13 protein-coding genes are annotated in these 15935 nt (G+C 34.7%); 5 read left to right on the top strand and 8 right to left on the bottom strand.

What is annotated here, in order from left to right:
- Positions 1–9 precede the first annotated feature (9 nt).
- Together RM520_RS07045 and RM520_RS07040 are read right to left on the bottom strand one after the other, a co-directional pair.
- Complete coding sequence (locus RM520_RS07045; RefSeq protein WP_311385018.1) at positions 10–504, bottom strand: hydrolase; 495 nt, start codon at positions 502–504, stop codon at positions 10–12.
- Positions 505–1281: an MBL fold metallo-hydrolase gene (locus tag RM520_RS07040; RefSeq protein ID WP_311387462.1), complete on the bottom strand. Its 777-nt coding sequence runs from the start codon at positions 1279–1281 to the stop codon at positions 505–507.
- Positions 1282–1357: 76 nt separating this feature from the next.
- On the opposite strand from RM520_RS07040, the gene RM520_RS07035 reads away from it, so the two are divergent.
- Positions 1358–2821, top strand: a complete 1464-nt coding sequence (locus tag RM520_RS07035; RefSeq protein WP_311385016.1) for a TonB-dependent receptor — start codon at positions 1358–1360, stop codon at positions 2819–2821.
- A 53-nt stretch (positions 2822–2874) separates the two neighbouring features.
- On the opposite strand, the gene bcp is transcribed toward RM520_RS07035, so the two are convergent.
- Positions 2875–3327 carry a thioredoxin-dependent thiol peroxidase gene (bcp, locus tag RM520_RS07030; protein ID WP_311385015.1) on the bottom strand — a complete coding sequence of 151 codons (453 nt, stop codon included), beginning with the start codon at positions 3325–3327 and terminating at the stop codon, positions 2875–2877.
- A 46-nt stretch (positions 3328–3373) separates the two neighbouring features.
- Here bcp and RM520_RS07025 point away from each other — a divergent pair, with 46 nt between their 5' ends.
- Positions 3374–4039 carry an endonuclease III domain-containing protein gene (locus tag RM520_RS07025; RefSeq protein WP_311385014.1) on the top strand — a complete coding sequence of 222 codons (666 nt, stop codon included), beginning with the start codon at positions 3374–3376 and terminating at the stop codon, positions 4037–4039.
- Between the two features lie 245 nt (positions 4040–4284).
- On the opposite strand, the gene RM520_RS07020 is transcribed toward RM520_RS07025, so the two are convergent.
- A complete protein-coding gene (locus tag RM520_RS07020) occupies positions 4285–4866 on the bottom strand; it encodes an RNA polymerase sigma factor (RefSeq protein ID WP_311385013.1) in 582 nt (193 codons plus the stop codon).
- Positions 4867–5114: 248 nt separating this feature from the next.
- Between RM520_RS07020 and uvrA the strand changes: the two genes are divergently transcribed.
- A complete protein-coding gene (gene uvrA, locus RM520_RS07015) occupies positions 5115–7895 on the top strand; it encodes an excinuclease ABC subunit UvrA (RefSeq protein WP_311387461.1) in 2781 nt (926 codons plus the stop codon).
- A gap of 222 nt (positions 7896–8117) precedes the next feature.
- The gene (locus RM520_RS07010; RefSeq protein WP_311387460.1) at positions 8118–9269 is read left to right on the top strand and encodes a hypothetical protein; all 1152 of its coding nucleotides are present in this window, start codon (positions 8118–8120) and stop codon (positions 9267–9269) included.
- Between the two features lie 135 nt (positions 9270–9404).
- On the opposite strand, the gene RM520_RS07005 is transcribed toward RM520_RS07010, so the two are convergent.
- From RM520_RS07005 to RM520_RS06990, 4 genes are read right to left on the bottom strand one after another with little or no spacing between them, the layout of a single operon-like run.
- Positions 9405–10862, bottom strand: a complete 1458-nt coding sequence (locus RM520_RS07005) for a lipopolysaccharide biosynthesis protein (protein ID WP_311387459.1) — start codon at positions 10860–10862, stop codon at positions 9405–9407.
- Positions 10847–12133, bottom strand: coding sequence for a glycosyltransferase (locus RM520_RS07000; protein WP_311387458.1), 1287 nt, complete (start codon positions 12131–12133; stop codon positions 10847–10849). The genes RM520_RS07005 and RM520_RS07000 overlap by 16 nt, the downstream gene beginning before the upstream one ends.
- A complete protein-coding gene (locus tag RM520_RS06995) occupies positions 12133–14559 on the bottom strand; it encodes a YfhO family protein (RefSeq protein ID WP_311387457.1) in 2427 nt (808 codons plus the stop codon). Before RM520_RS06995 ends, RM520_RS07000 begins: the two co-directional genes overlap by 1 nt.
- Before the next feature lie 24 nt (positions 14560–14583).
- Positions 14584–14844 carry a DUF4834 family protein gene (locus RM520_RS06990; protein ID WP_311385007.1) on the bottom strand — a complete coding sequence of 87 codons (261 nt, stop codon included), beginning with the start codon at positions 14842–14844 and terminating at the stop codon, positions 14584–14586.
- A gap of 85 nt (positions 14845–14929) precedes the next feature.
- Here RM520_RS06990 and RM520_RS06985 point away from each other — a divergent pair, with 85 nt between their 5' ends.
- The gene (locus tag RM520_RS06985; RefSeq protein WP_311387456.1) at positions 14930–15916 is read left to right on the top strand and encodes a transporter; all 987 of its coding nucleotides are present in this window, start codon (positions 14930–14932) and stop codon (positions 15914–15916) included.
- The last annotated feature ends 19 nt before the right edge of the window (positions 15917–15935 follow it).

The following is a 15935-nucleotide window of genomic DNA, read 5'->3' as shown; positions in this document are numbered from 1 at the left end:
ATACTTTTTTCAATTACTCCTTGTATAAAGCAAATGGTCTAAAAGTGTAAAATCTACGCTCATATCATCTTTAAGTTCGTATTTAATCACTAAATCACCCCAATATTGCCCATCTGAGAAATCGGCGACAATCCATCGATGGTTCATTACTTTGATTTTATTTATTTTAAAATCACTATCCATTCCTTCATACGGAATTAAAGGATTATCTCCTTTATTTTCATTGGTTTCCAATAATTTGTCTTCAATATAACGCGTAGGGTTTTCCAAATTCAGGTGCTCATAATAAGCTAAAGCATCATCATTATTCTCTAAAGAAAAATACTGTATATCAAGAATATGCAATTTTTCTTGTTGTACAGAATCTTCTAAAGCTTCAATTTTATTCTGCAGTTTTAAAATATCAGACTCATTTTCATTCTGAATTTTATTACCATTAACCAAACTGTACAATAGAATGAGCGCAACAAACACAAACAGGTATAAAAAGATATTCTTTTTCATCTAAATTGAGATTTTTAAATTATCATAGGCTAAAAAAACATTCTCAGGTAATTTTTTTTCTACTTCTTCATGAAAGCCCAGTAAATGACTAATATGAGTAAAATATGTCCGCTCCGCTCCTATTAACTCGGCAAATTCTAATGCTTCTTCCAAATTAAAATGAGAATGGTGCGGTTCAATTCTTAAGGCATTAACCACAAGCACCTTACAACCCCTTAGCTTTTCAATTTCAGCATCTTCTACACGCTTTACATCAGTCAAATAAACAAAATCTTGAATGCGATAGCCCAAAACAGGTAAACGATTATGCAATACTTCAATTGGTGTTACTCTAAGTCCTTCCAACTCAAAAGAGCTGTTTTTGTCCACTAAATTAATAGCTACTGCTGGCGCACCAGGATAACGATTCTCGTTGGCAAAAATATAGTCAAATCGTCGTTTTAGAGCAGTTACTACTCGTTCGTGAGCATATATAGGAATATCACCTTGGCGAAAGAAAAACGGTCTAATATCATCAATACCAGCCGTGTGATCAGCATGTTCATGTGTAAAAAGAACACCGTCTAATGAATCAATGGGGTTCTTTAAAAGTTGTTGTCTAAAATCAGGCCCACAATCTATTACATAATTAAATTCATCCCATTGGACTAAAACAGAAACTCGAAGTCGTTTATCTCTTGAATCGCTGCTTAAACAAACAGGATGTTGACTTCCTAAAATAGGTATGCCCTGCGATGTTCCAGTACCTAGAAAAGTAACTTTTAAGCCTTCTTTCATTTTAATCAAAATTATAACTTATTTGTCTAAAAGAATTTGCTAACTTCTTAACTTTGTTAACAACAAAAGACGTCACATGAGTACGCTAACTAATAAGATTAAAGAGTTCGAAAATATACCCTCTATAAAAGCCAAAACTTTACGGATTAATTTACATCCTGACATCTATGGTACTTTTGCTGAAATTGGTGCCGGACAAGAAACGGCAAGGCATTTTTTTAGAGCTGGTGCTTCTTCAGGTACTATTGCAAAAGCAATGAGCGCTTATGACAAGTCTTTTAGTGACGCTATTTACGGTGTAGAAGAAGATGGTCGCTATGTAACACAAGCTAGACTTAAGACCATGTTGAAGCATGAGATGCGATTAGTCGAAGAGCGAATTGACAGAAAAAACAATCCAGATTATCTTTTCTTTTCTTACGCCAATACTGTTGCAACCATTGATTTCTCTAAACGTTTTAAAGGTCATGGCTGGATTGGACTCCGTTTTCAATTAGATCCTAACCAGAAAGAACATGATGAAATAATTTTACATGTTCGCTTTAAACAAAATGAAGCTCGGTTACAACAAGAAACATTAGGCATTCTTGGTGTAAACCTTATTTATGGGGCGTTTTTTAAATACCATAAACCCCGTAAATTACTTAAATATCTGTACGATCATATTGACAAAGACACATTAGAAATTGATATGATCAACTTCACAGGACCTAGTTTTAAAGATGTTGATAATAGATTAATGAGCCTTCAATTGATTAAGAATGATATGACCGATGCGGTTATGTTTGGTCCTGATGGTAACAATCTTCTGCCTGCCTCCATCTTATATAAAAAGAACATATTGGCACTTAGAGGTAGTTTTAGACCGGTTACCAAAGTGAATATGGATATGTTTCAAAAATCACATGACATTTTTGTCCGTGAGCAAACTGTAGATTATGATAATACTATAGTCATTTTTGAAATAACACTGTCAAATTTAAGGGCCTCTGGCGAAATAGATGAGCAAGATTTTATGGATCGTGCAGAACTCTTATGTTCTCTAGGTCATACGGTAATGATTTCTAAATTTCAAGAATATTACAAACTAGTTGAATACCTTAATAATTATACCAAAGCGCGTATTGGTCTGACTATGGGGGTAAATAATTTAGTTGATGTATTCGATGAGAAGTACTATCGCCATTTGAGTGGAGGTATATTAGAGGCGTTCGGTAAATTATTTTTCAAAGATTTGAAGGTATACTTGTACCCAATGAAAGATGCTAATACCGGACAAATAATGACAAGTAATAATGTCAAAGTTCATCCAAGAATGAAAGAATTATATAAATTCTTCAAGTATAATAATAAGGTGATGGACATAATTGATTACGACCCTGATATTATGGATATTTTCTCAAGGGAAGTTCTTAAACGCATTACTAAGGGAGAAGAAGGATGGGAACAAATGTTACCTGAGGGTATTTCTGAAATTATCAAAGAAAAAAAACTTTTTGTCCGAAAAGAGCTTGAGGCTGAAGAAGTTGAAGAAGAATAAAAAGGAGTAACAAGGCTTGACGCTACTCCTTTATGACATAAGTTGTAATCAATTTATGCTTCTAAAATTTGTGCAGCATGATCTTTGGTTTTGACCTTTGAAATAACACGTTCCACTACTCCATTATTAATTATAAAGGTAGTTCTGTGCAAGCCATCATATTCTTTTCCCATAAACTTTTTCGGACCCCAAACACCAAAAGCATCAATTACTGTATGGTCTTCATCTGCCAATAAAGGGTATTGAAATTCGTACTTATCTCTAAATTTTGCTTGCTTTTTCTCAGTGTCTTCACTAACACCTAGCAAATGATAGCCTCGACTTTGAAGTTCTGTATAATTGTCTCTTAGATTACAAGCCTCAGCCGTACAACCAGGAGTATTTGCTCTTGGGTAAAAGAATATTATAAGCTTTTTACCCTTGTAGTCTGAGAGATTTATTGTGTTTCCGTCTTGGTCTTTTGATGAAAATTCAGGTACTTTATCGCCTGCTTTCAATGTATTCATATTAAAAATATTTTGTTTAGAGTATTTTTGATAAAATTAAACAAAAATGACCAAACAAGATAAAGTTGACTTCACAATTAAAACATTAAAAGAGCTTTATCCTACTATTCCAATTCCGCTTGAGCATAAAGACCCTTATACTTTGTTAATTGCTGTTTTGATGTCAGCTCAAAGTACAGATGTGCGTGTAAATCAGATTACACCTTTATTATTTGAAAAGGCCGATAACCCTTACGACATGGTTAAAATGACGGTTGATGAAATTAGAGATATCATACGCCCAGTGGGGCTTTCGCCAATGAAATCAAAAGGAATTCATGGTTTATCTCATATTCTAATAGACAAATATGACGGAGAAGTGCCTCAAGAAATTGAATTATTAGAACAACTTCCTGCCGTTGGTCATAAAACAGCCAGTGTGGTAGTTTCTCAAGCTTATGGTATTCCAGCATTTCCGGTAGACACTCATATACATCGTTTGATGTATCGCTGGGGATTTACTAACGGCAAAAATGTTGTTCAGACTGAAAAAGACGCAAAACGATTGTTTCCTAAAGAAATTTGGAACGATCTTCACCTTCAAATAATTTGGTACGGTAGAGAATACTCTCCTGCTAGAGGTTGGGATCTTGAAAAAGACATTATTACGAAGAAAATTGGACGAAAAACGGTCTTAAACGATTATTATAAAACTAAAAAAACCGCTAAATAGCGGTTTTTTTAATCCTTAAAAGTTTGTGGTTAATTTAAAACCGTTTCAAACTTCATGTTGTTGTAATCAATGACTCTCATTGACTTAGAGAATGCTAACAAAAACGAAACTGTCTCAGGTTTAGCCTTTGCGATTCTACAAATTTGTTGTTCTTCAGAGTAAATTTCTTCCATATTCGGGCATTAATGTTATGATAGAATAACGCCACTAAAATGGAAATATTGCTCCGTTCGACCTAATGCAGATTAATTCGTTAAAACGATATTATGCTTATCTACAATCTTTCTAAGATTTATTAAAGCATATCTCATTCGTCCTAAAGCCGTATTAATACTCACACCTGTATTTTCAGAAATCTCTTTGAAACTCATATCCTTATAGATACGCATCATTAAAACCTCACGTTGATCATCAGGCAACTCATCAATTAACAAAGTCAAATCACTATCTATTTGATTCTTAATTAACTGTTTTTCAGCGTTTAACTTATCATCTTTAATAACTGAAAAGATATTGAAGTCATCACTACCTTCGAACTTTGGCATTCTTTTATTCTTGCGAAAGTGGTCAATTATTAAATTGTGTGCTATTCGCATCACCCATGGTAAAAATTTACCTTCTTCGCTGTACGAACCACGCTTAAGGGTCTTAATTACTTTAATAAAGGTGTCTTGAAAAATATCTTCGGTAATATCTCTATCTAACACTTTAGAGTAGATAAAGCTAGAAATTCTTTGATTGTGGCGGTTGATTAGGACTTCAAGGGATTTTTCGTCTCCGTCAATATAATTCCTGACCAATATCGAGTCTTCGATTTGTAGTTCCATACAAATTACTTTTTGGTTAAAATTAGAGCCAATCCACCAGGGGATGTGACTTTGAGTTATTAGTATAATTTTAAAAAAGTAATTATTTCTGTATAGGCCTATCAGGGTTTTAATTACAGCTCAAATATAGTCCAATGCAATATTGTTGAAAAAACTATGTTGTGAGATGCGGATTTAACGATGTCAACTACTACAAAAATAGACATTAACTCACTTGAATCGTATCTTTGACCAAATTTTTTCGACGAATGACAGCTATTAAAGATGTAAATCCTAAGGAGAATATTATCATAAAAGGTGCCAAACTGCACAATCTTAAGAATATTGATGTTGTTATTCCAAGAAATAAGCTTGTTGTCATCACTGGTTTATCAGGCTCAGGCAAGTCTAGCCTAGCTTTTGACACCTTGTATGCAGAGGGTCAACGTCGTTATGTCGAAAGCCTTTCTTCCTATGCTCGTCAGTTTTTAGGAAAATTAGACAAACCCAAGGTGGACTATATAAAAGGTATTGCCCCTGCAATTGCCATTGAGCAAAAAGTGAATTCAACCAATCCGCGTTCTACAGTAGGTACAACGACGGAGGTTTATGACTATCTCAAATTGTTATTTGCCCGTATTGGCAAAACCATATCCCCGGTATCAGGAGAAGAAGTTAAGAAGGATACTGTAACTGATGTAGTTAATCATGTCAAGACCTTTGATGAAGGCACAAAACTTTTATTATTAGCTCCAATTACTATAAAAGAAGATAGAGATTCTTTAAAATCATTAGAGCTCTTTTCAAAACAAGGATATGCCCGTATTAAATATAATGGTCAAGTATTACGAATAGATCAAGTTCCAAACGATATAGGTAAGTCTTTTGATTTAGTGGTAGACCGAATTGTCGTAAAAGATGACGAAGACTTTTTAAATAGACTTGGTAATGCCATTGACAATGCTTTTTTTGAAGGTAAAGGACGATGTGCTATTGAAATTGTAGAAACTGAAGATCAACATGTTTTTAGTAATCAGTTTGAGCTAGACGGTATGAAGTTTCTAGAGCCTAATGTACATCTGTTTAGTTTTAATAATCCTTATGGGGCCTGTCCAAGATGTGAAGGCTACGGTGATGTAATAGGTATAGATGATGACTTAGTTATACCTAATACTGCCTTATCTATTTATGAAGAAGCCGTTTTTCCCTGGCGCGGTGAAAGTATGAGTTGGTATAGAGACCAGTTAATTAACTCGTCTTATAAATTTGATTTTCCAATTCATAAACCGTGGTTTGAACTTTCTGATGAACAAAGGCAATTGGTCTGGGATGGAAATGAACACTTTATAGGTATACATAAGTTCTTTGAACAGCTTGAAGAAAAGAGTTACAAAATTCAGAATCGGGTAATGCTTTCTCGTTACAGAGGAAAAACTAAATGTTCTGTTTGTAAAGGTAAACGATTGCGCAAAGAAGCAGACTATGTTAAGATAAATGGAAATTCTATTTCTGATATTATAGAATTACCAATTGAAGATTTAGTTTCTTTCTTTGAAGAGCTTGAATTATCAGAACACGATACCACTATTGCAAAAAGGTTATTGAAAGAGGTTAGCACGCGTTTAAACTATCTTACTAAAGTAGGTTTGAGTTATTTAACCCTTAACCGAAAATCAAACACCCTATCTGGGGGTGAAAGTCAACGCATCAACTTAGCGACATCGCTAGGCAGTAGCCTGGTAGGTTCCATGTACATATTAGATGAACCCAGTATTGGTTTGCATCCAAAGGATACGGAGAATCTGATTGATGTTTTAAAATCGCTTCGTGATTTGGGCAATACCGTTATTGTAGTCGAGCATGATGAGGATATCATGAAAGCGGCCGATGAAGTTATTGATATCGGACCAGAAGCGGGAACCTTAGGTGGCGAGGTCGTCGCAACAGGAACTATGGATGCCATCCTAAAATCAGACTCGTTAACTGCATCCTACTTGAATGGTGCTATGGAAATTGAAGTGCCTAAAGAGCGCCGAAATTCTAAAAACCACATACAGATAGTTGGGGCTAGGGAAAACAACTTAAAAAATATCAATGCTACCTTTCCATTAAATATGTTAACTGTTGTGACAGGTGTTTCTGGTAGTGGTAAAAGCACCTTGGTCAAAAAAATCTTGTATCCGGCTATATTAAAAGAATCAGGAGGATATGGAGAAAAAGCAGGACAGTTTACTAAAATTGAAGGTAAATATTCTCAAATAAAGCATGTAGAATTTGTGGATCAAAACCCAATTGGTCGGTCATCGCGTTCTAACCCCGTTACTTATATAAAGGCATATGATGATATCCGAGCTTTATTTGCCTTACAGAAGTTAAGTAAATTACGAGGCTACCAAGCAAAACACTTCTCTTTTAATGTAGATGGTGGTCGCTGTGAAAAATGTAAGGGCGAAGGTGAAATTACAGTAGAAATGCAGTTTATGGCTGACGTGCACTTAGAGTGTGATGTCTGTGAAGGTAAGCGCTTTAAAAAAGAAGTGCTTGAAGTTAAATTTGAAGGTAAGAGTATTAATGATATTTTAATGTTAACCATTGACAATGCCATTTCACATTTTAAAACTCATAAGCAAGATAAGATCATTAAAAAATTACAACCGCTGCAAGATGTTGGTCTAGGGTATGTTACTTTAGGACAAAGCTCCTCTACCCTATCTGGTGGTGAAGCACAACGAATTAAACTAGCTTCTTTTTTAGTTAAAGGCAATACCAAAGAAAAAGCACTCTTTATTTTTGATGAACCAACAACCGGATTGCATTTTCATGACATAAAAAAGCTATTAAAGTCTTTTGATGAGCTATTAGATAAAGGACATTCTATAGTCGTTATTGAACATAATATTGAACTTATCAAGTGTGCTGACTATATCATTGACTTAGGCCCTGAAGGCGGTGCTAATGGTGGGTATCTGTTGGCCGAAGGCACTCCAGAAGAACTCATTCAAAATAAGGCATCACATACTGCCAAGTATTTGGCAGAGAAGATTAGATAAAGATAACTAGAAGTTTCCTCATCAATACGTCAATTGGGCTTTCTATAAAGTTCTTGGACTTGAACAGATATTTACACTTTGTTTCCTTCATTATTGTAGCTAAATATCTCTTATTCATAATTTAAATAATTGATTTTTAAATAGTTGACTTTTTTGGCACGCTGTTTGGTACATACTAATCGGAAAGTAAATAGTTACTTCCAGAATTTAAAACCTTATAGTATGAAAAAGTTAGTACTTATAATTGCAGCAGTCTTTTTTGGCACTGCCATGACTAAAGCTGAAATGCTAGAAGATAAGGTTGTTGTTAATGCATTTCGCGACAGTAACTCCTTCATCTTCGTAGAAAACGGAGTGACCTTCTCGGTTTATCCTGATGGAGAATTTGATTTCTTTATTAACAATCAAGTTAATGTTGGAGTTGGAACAAGAGTTGGTAATATTGGATTAACATTTAATTCTGGATACAATTACAATCCGTTTGTACAATATGATGATTACGGTGCAATTATTCAAGTTGAAAATGTTCCTGTTTTCTACGATTATTACGGACGTGTATCACAAATTGGTGGTGTAGATGTTTGGTATAGAAACGGATTAGTGAGACGTGTTGGTGGGCTAAACGTCTTTTACAACGGAAGAACATTTAGTCATTACACCGGATTTGTAAACGTATATAATAGAAACTTTAGGTTCAGACAATATAATAGATGGTTTGCAAGACCAGGTATAGGATTTTGTAACGTATGGACAACACCTTATAGAAGATGGTACAATCCTATTCGCTACTCTTGGTACAGACCTTATAGAAACAATATACGAAGAGCTTATGTTAATAGAGGTAGAGAATATCGTTATAACAAATCTCGAAGAGCTAATGTGTATAGAAACGACAACCGTGTATCGGTTCGTGAAAACAGAGGTAGACGAAATACGAGTCTAAGAAATGACAGAGCTGTTACGTCAAGAAATAACACCAGATCTAATGATGGATTAAGAAGAAACTCTGGTAGAACCTCTAGTGATAGAAGTAAGACGATTAGAAATAGTGATGTCCGCAGAGGAAATACGGTTGCCACTCGATCAAACAAACGTAATACTACGACGCAAAGGTCGGTAACACGTACTCCAAGAAGTACGACGGTCACTAAAAGAGAAGTAACACGAACGCCTCAAAAGCGTATAGTGAATAGAACTACTAAAACGTATAAAAAGCCACAGAGCCGAAGCGTTTCAAGTAATAGAAGATCTCAAAACAGAGCTAAAAGTGTACAACGTAGTACACCTCAAAAGAGAACGGTAAGCAGAAGTACTTCAACTAAAAGAAGTAGTTCCACGACTTCAAGAACATCAAGAAGTTCTAGAAGACAATAATAAACAAACCCTGAAATAGATTCAGGGTACCAAAGAAAGTTTTTAGGTTGGTTAGTTGTTACCCCGTAGTTGAATTTATTCGCTACGGGGTTTTCTATTCGAACAATAATCCGATTGTTAATTAGATTTCAGCTTTTAAACTTTACGTTTTAAAATTTTATTTAAAAGAGCAGAAACGTCTTCAGAAATTTTAAAACGATACAGAATACCTAAATACATCGTAATTATTAAAATGGATTTAGCGCTGATTGCAATAATCGGGTGAAAATTAAAAGTCAATTGCCAAAAAAGAAAACCCAAGAAAACTAGAAGAAGAAAAACCTTAAGTGTGGCAGCTGAATAAGGCACTATTCCAAACTTCAATTTCACGAAAACCATTTTTATTAAATTAAAAACAAGAATAGAGATAAAGCTAGCTAAAGCCGCACCCTCTATACCATAAATTGGTATCAACCATAAATTCAATAAAATAGTTAATAGGGCCAAACAAACCCCAAACCATAAAACTGTTTTGTAATATTTTGAATAGTATAAGATGGCATTGATGTTCCCTAAAAAGGAATCAAAAACTTTTGCCATTCCGATAATAAAAACTATAACAAAACCATTGGTATAGGCCTTAGGAATAAGGGTGTATAAATCTTCAATATTCACAACAATCAAAACTAAGAGTAGCCCTGATGCAATAAATGAAGTCAACGAGGTTTTTTTGTACAAATGTTCTAATTCAAAATGATTACCCGTATTCAAATATGACGCTGTCATAGGGTAAGTAATTTGATTCATTGCACGGTTAGGTACACTAATTACAGTGGCAATATAGACCGCTACGCCATAATAAGCCACATTATCAATTGATATTAACTGATTGATCATGAACTTATCTATTTCTATTAAAACAAGAGCCACAGAGCCACCTAAAACCATAAGCATACCGTATTGCAAAATGACTTTTGTCTCTTTAGGGAAATTGAAATCTAAATTCAGCTTACGAATACTATAGGCATATAGTTTCATAATCAGTGTTCTTAGCAAGTAAATTCCAACAATTGCTTTAAGAAAAACGTCCAGTGAAATAATCTCAAAATATAGTAGTACAAGGAGTATAGTGATGCATATTCTTCCAAAGACTTCTTTCATAAAATTACCAAAAACCGATTTCAAATGAACTTTACTGTACGCATAAAAAACTTCGAAATAAGCCATGGCAAAACCCACCAAAAACAAATGCCAGACATAGTTAATGACAATTTCATTTTTTCGTGATAAAAAATCGGCTATAATATCGTAGAAAAACCAGGTTAAACCTGCAGCGGGTATTAAAACTAGTAATGGTGAAATCAATACTAAGGTTAAGAATGCGTTTTTAGCACTTTCGTTTTGAGCGCTATAAAATTTTACAAGCGTATTATGAGCTCCAAAAGCAAATAAAGGCATTAAAATAGCTCCAGTTGCTAAAATAAAGGTGACCAGGCCATAATAATCAGGTTCTAAGATATTCGTATAAAGAAATAGTGTGTTGACGGCGCCAAAAGCGAACCCTATAAAAGTAAGTACAGTATTTCTAAAAGACTGCTTTAAGACGATTCCCATGAGATACTTTTGGCAAGTTTTCTGGTCAATTCGCGGCGACTATAATTTTCAATTCCTTCTGAATTTAAAATTAATTCACCTTTTTGATACGCATTAAACCACTTTAAAAGTACATTTTTTAAGCCTAATTTATCTTTAGGGGTAAAACTAGCACCCGATTTAGTTTCTTCGACCATTGCACCTGCTTCCCAATTTATAGGGCCTAATGCTAATATTGGTCTACGTGCATTCAAATACTCAAAAAGCTTACCCGGAATAATACCCTGCGTTTCTGCAGCATCAATTTCTAAAAGCAACAAAACCTGAGATTTGGCCTGTAATGTGAGAACTTCTGAATGAGAAACATAACCCCTATCAAAAACAACATCACATAATCCATACTGGGCTAAAGATTCTTTTACGCCATCACCAATAACACCAATCAATTGTATTTGAAGCACCTTTTTAAAAGCTTGGTGACTATCACATAATTCTTTTAAAACTTCCCATAGCAGTACAGGATTCCTATCCGTAAGTAAAGAACCTATATGGGAAATTGTAAAACTTTTGTCTAGTGTTGTTTCTATTTTTAATCCGTCATATCCATTTGTGATAACTTCAATTGGCTTTGAAGTAATGTGCTCAAATTCTTGCTTTGTGGCCTTACTGGTAACCAAAACCTTATCAGCAAAATTTAACACTTGTTTTTCTAAAATCTTATGTTTTTGTTGAGAATACTCGGTAAGTTTCAGTTTTTTGTGATACCCAATACTAGTCCATGGGTCTCTAAAGTCAGCAACCCAATTCAAATTAAATTTAGACTTAAGTTTTAACCCAATAAGCTGTACACTGTGTGGTGGCCCAGTGGTAACTACTGTTTGAATATTTTCTTCTTTAATTAGTTTACTTAAGGTTTTAACCGAAGGCTTTACCCAATACTTACGGGCGTCAGGAATGAAAAAATTACCACGTATCCATAAAAACAAACGTTCTATCACTGATTGTTTTTCATGTTTTGGAATAATACCAGAACTTATTCGATTAGTTTTTTTCTTTGAGAATATAGCTGCTAAACCGTAGGGTTCAAATATATTCTGCTTGATGACTCTTATGTTCTTAGGAATTTCTTTTAGTAAAGAATCATCAATAATGGGATAGTTTGCATTTTTTGGTACGAATACAATTGGCTCTATGTCAAATTCAGGTAAATACTTTACAAATTTCAACCACCGCTGTACACCGGGACCTCCTGCTGGTGGCCAATAATAGCAAACGATGAGAACTTTTTTCATCAATCCTCTTTCTTCGGTTTTCTATACCCAATTACAATTCCACCCACTAGTAAAAGACCAAGTAGAATATTGCTTATCAATGCAATTGTGCTACCGGTTTGAACCACTTTAGGTTCAAAAGAAAATTCAATTTCATGTTCCCCTGCTGGCACTTGTAATCCACGTAAGGCATAATTAACTCTAAAATGTGCAACCTTTTTACCATCAATAGTAGCTACCCAACCATGCGGGTAATGCATTTCTGAAAAAACAGCGAAACCATCATTAGCACTAGAAGATTTATATTTAATGACGTTTGGTCTAAAATCAATCAAATTAATACTAGCCAAAGAATCTTTTTGATAAGTGAATTCGTTAAGGTCCGCATAAGTCGCTTTATTGAATACGGCGTATTCTTTTGTGCTCAAGGTATCTAAAGCCTTGATTTCTTCATCGGCATTATTCACCCCTACTATATTTTGAACAAACCATGCATTACCGTTGGCATCTGGATTTACTCCTGGAAAACTTCGCCCCTCTTCATCTTGCTGCACGATATACTTCACGTTCAACATATTTAGTACCTGAAGATTATTTTTATAGAGATGATATTCCACCAATTCCTCCATTTTTCTGGGCTTAGCAGCATGGTAACCTCCTAAAGACTTGTGAAAATATGAGGTTCTAGAGCCGTTTAAACCTTCTTGCGGATCAAAGACTCTAAAAACACCTTGGTCCTTTAAAATTTCTTGATCAACCTCAGATGCTTGAAAAGGTTGTTCTACAGCACGTTGACGCACAAAATCTTCTGTATTAACATATCTAAGATTAACGCCAACTAAGTCAACAACTAAGAATAATCCGATTAAAATGATGGCAAAGTTCTTCTTTACTTTCTCTTTAAGAAATAAGAATATGGCTCCTGCACAAAGCAGCACATAGATTAGAGATCTAAAGGTATCGCTGATGTAAACAGCTTCGCGGTCACTTCTCAATATTTCTAAGGCTGCATCGCCAAAATAGCTTCTAAATCTCTCGTCAGTCGCACCTTCAAAGTCAAATAGTCCTTTCATAAGAAAAATAGCTATCGCCAAACCTGTAGTTACGAAAACACTTAATTTTAGAGCGTTTAGTTTTACTTTTTGGTCTACTGTCTTCTTAAAGATTTCTTTTAAACCTAAAATGGCAAGTATAGGCACACAAAGCTCTAAAATAACTTGTATAGACGATACCGCTCTAAACTTATTATAAAGCGGGAAGTAATCAATCATAAAATTGGTTAGCACCGGAAAGTTCTTTCCCCATGAGAGCAATAAAGAAAGTAACACTCCTGAAAGTAACCACCATTTTTTCTTGCCTTTAACTAAAAACAAAGAGAGTATAAATAAAAAGAAAATAGCTGCACCTAAATACGCTGGTCCCGCAACTATTGGCTGTTCACCCCAATACAAATAAAGCCCTGAGATATCAATAGCCTGTGAAGGTGGAACGCCTTGTTCAATAAAGTAGTTATAGACTTTAGAATCTTTTCCTAAGTTTTCTTTGCCTGAACCTCCAAAAAAACGTGGTACAAATAAGTCTAGTGATTCTGTAATACCGTAACTATATTGAGTAATGTATTCTCTGTCCAAACCACTGGCAGCCACCTTTGAAGAGCCATCTGGATTAATGGTGAGTTCAGATTTTCCGCGAGTACTCCAATCGGCATATTGTTTTGTGGCAAGCAAACTCGTTGCATTTGTGGCAATACCTAGTATTACTGCTACTACTAAAATACCTACTGAACTTAAGAAGTTTTTTAGTTCTTTTCTTTTAATTGCGTAAATAAGATAGACAATACCCAAAATCAAAACCAATAACATAAAGTAATAAGTCATTTGATAATGATTAGCACTTATCTCTAGCGCCATAGCAATTGCTGTAAGCAGAAAACCTACAATATATTTTTTTCGGAAAACTAAAATAATACCACCCAAAACCATAGGCAAATAAGCAAGGGCATGTGCCTTTGCATTATGCCCTACACCCAAAATAATAATGAGATAGGTAGAAAAACCAAAACCCAATGCTCCTAAAATTGCCAGTCGGTATTCAACTTTCATACAAAGCATTAGAATATAAAACCCTATAAAATAGAGAAAAAGGTAATCGGCAGGGCGAGGTAAAAATCGGATTAAACGATCTAGTTTCTTAACATAGTCATGAGGATAGTTAGCTCCTAATTGATAGGTAGGCATACCTCCAAAAGCACTGTTTGTCCAGTATGACTCAACACCAGTGGTTTCTTTGTAATCATTACGTTCTTTGGCCATACCCTTATACAAAGCGATATCAGATTGATAAATGGCCTTGCCTTGAAGCACTGGATAAAAGTATGCCAGTGAAGCAATCATAAAAAATCCTAAAACTAAAAGATGAGTGATAATTGTCTTAGCCGAAAGCTTCATAGAATGTTATTGAGGACTCAAAGATCAGTCAATTTCCTCAAAATCTATATATTCTCCAACTTTTTTTGAAGGATTTGATTTTGGCTTGCCGTGTTTATTAACAGAAGTCTCACCTTCCGTTCTAGCATTACTGCCAAAATCTTGGTAGTTACCAAATTGTTGCCCAAATCGTTCTTCGGTTTTCTTTACTGCATAGTTAAATATACGAGGCGCGAGCCATTTCAGAAGTAATTTAATACCGTAGTATACGAATATTAGTATTAAAATCGTTTGTAATAAAACCATATTACTGTTTGCTATTGATTCAAAATTACACTGTAAGTCTTATAATCTACAAAATCGTTTCTTAAAATAGTATTAAAATCAGTCTATGGCAATCTTAAATCGACTTTTACTAGCATTCATTTTACTTCCATTATTGGGTATTGCTCAATATACTGATGTTATTAATTCAAATAGACCAGGTTTATCAGTTAGTGCCTACGCTGTTGGTAAAAACGTTGTACAGGCAGAATTTGGTTTGTTATATGAACAACGAGATCACGGGCTTTTAAATCAGGACTCGAATATTTTTGGGGGTGATTTATCACTCAGATACGGGCTTTTGTTGGAAAGACTTGAAGTAAACTATGAGGCTACTTATATACGCCAAAGTTTAAACTTTAATAATTTTGGATTGGAAGAAACTAGAACCAATTTTACGCGTAATCGTCTTGGTTTAAAGTACTTGGTTTATGACCCTTTTAAAAACCCAGAAGCCAATAAACCCAATTTATATAGCTGGAAAGCCAATCATAAGTTCAATTTTAAAAACCTATTACCAGCAGTTTCTTTATATGGTGGCGCTACCTTCAATTTAGGTGATAATCCGTTTTACCCAGAAGATGCTACCCTATCATATAGAGCAATGATTGCAACCCAAAGCAGATTAACGCCAAGATGGGTTTTAATTACAAATGTGGCTTATGATAGGATCACCACTGATTTTCCAGAATTGAATTATACGATTTCACTATCTCATGCTTTTAGAAACCCAAAATGGAGCATTTTTGCGGAACATCAAGGCATTGATAGCGACCGATATTCTGATGCCTTGATACGAACTGGTTTTGCCTATTTATTCAATCCTACCTTTCAGGCTGATTTTAGTTTAGGCGGTAGTTTTAAAAATACGCCTTCAAGAATGTTTATTGCAACAGGTGTTTCTTACCGATTAGATTTTCATAAAGACCAGCTTATACCAATTGAGGAACAAGATGCAGTAGGTAAAATTAAGAAGGGCGCAATGAAAAAGAATAAGCCCAAAAAGATTAAGAAAAAGAAGCGTAAAAAAAAGAAAGACGATATTGATTTTTAAGTTTTTCTGCTGCCAAGAA

Source organism: Croceitalea vernalis (assembly GCF_031846405.1).
Classification (GTDB): domain Bacteria; phylum Bacteroidota; class Bacteroidia; order Flavobacteriales; family Flavobacteriaceae; genus Croceitalea; species Croceitalea vernalis.
This window is presented reverse-complemented; position numbering and strand designations above follow the sequence as displayed.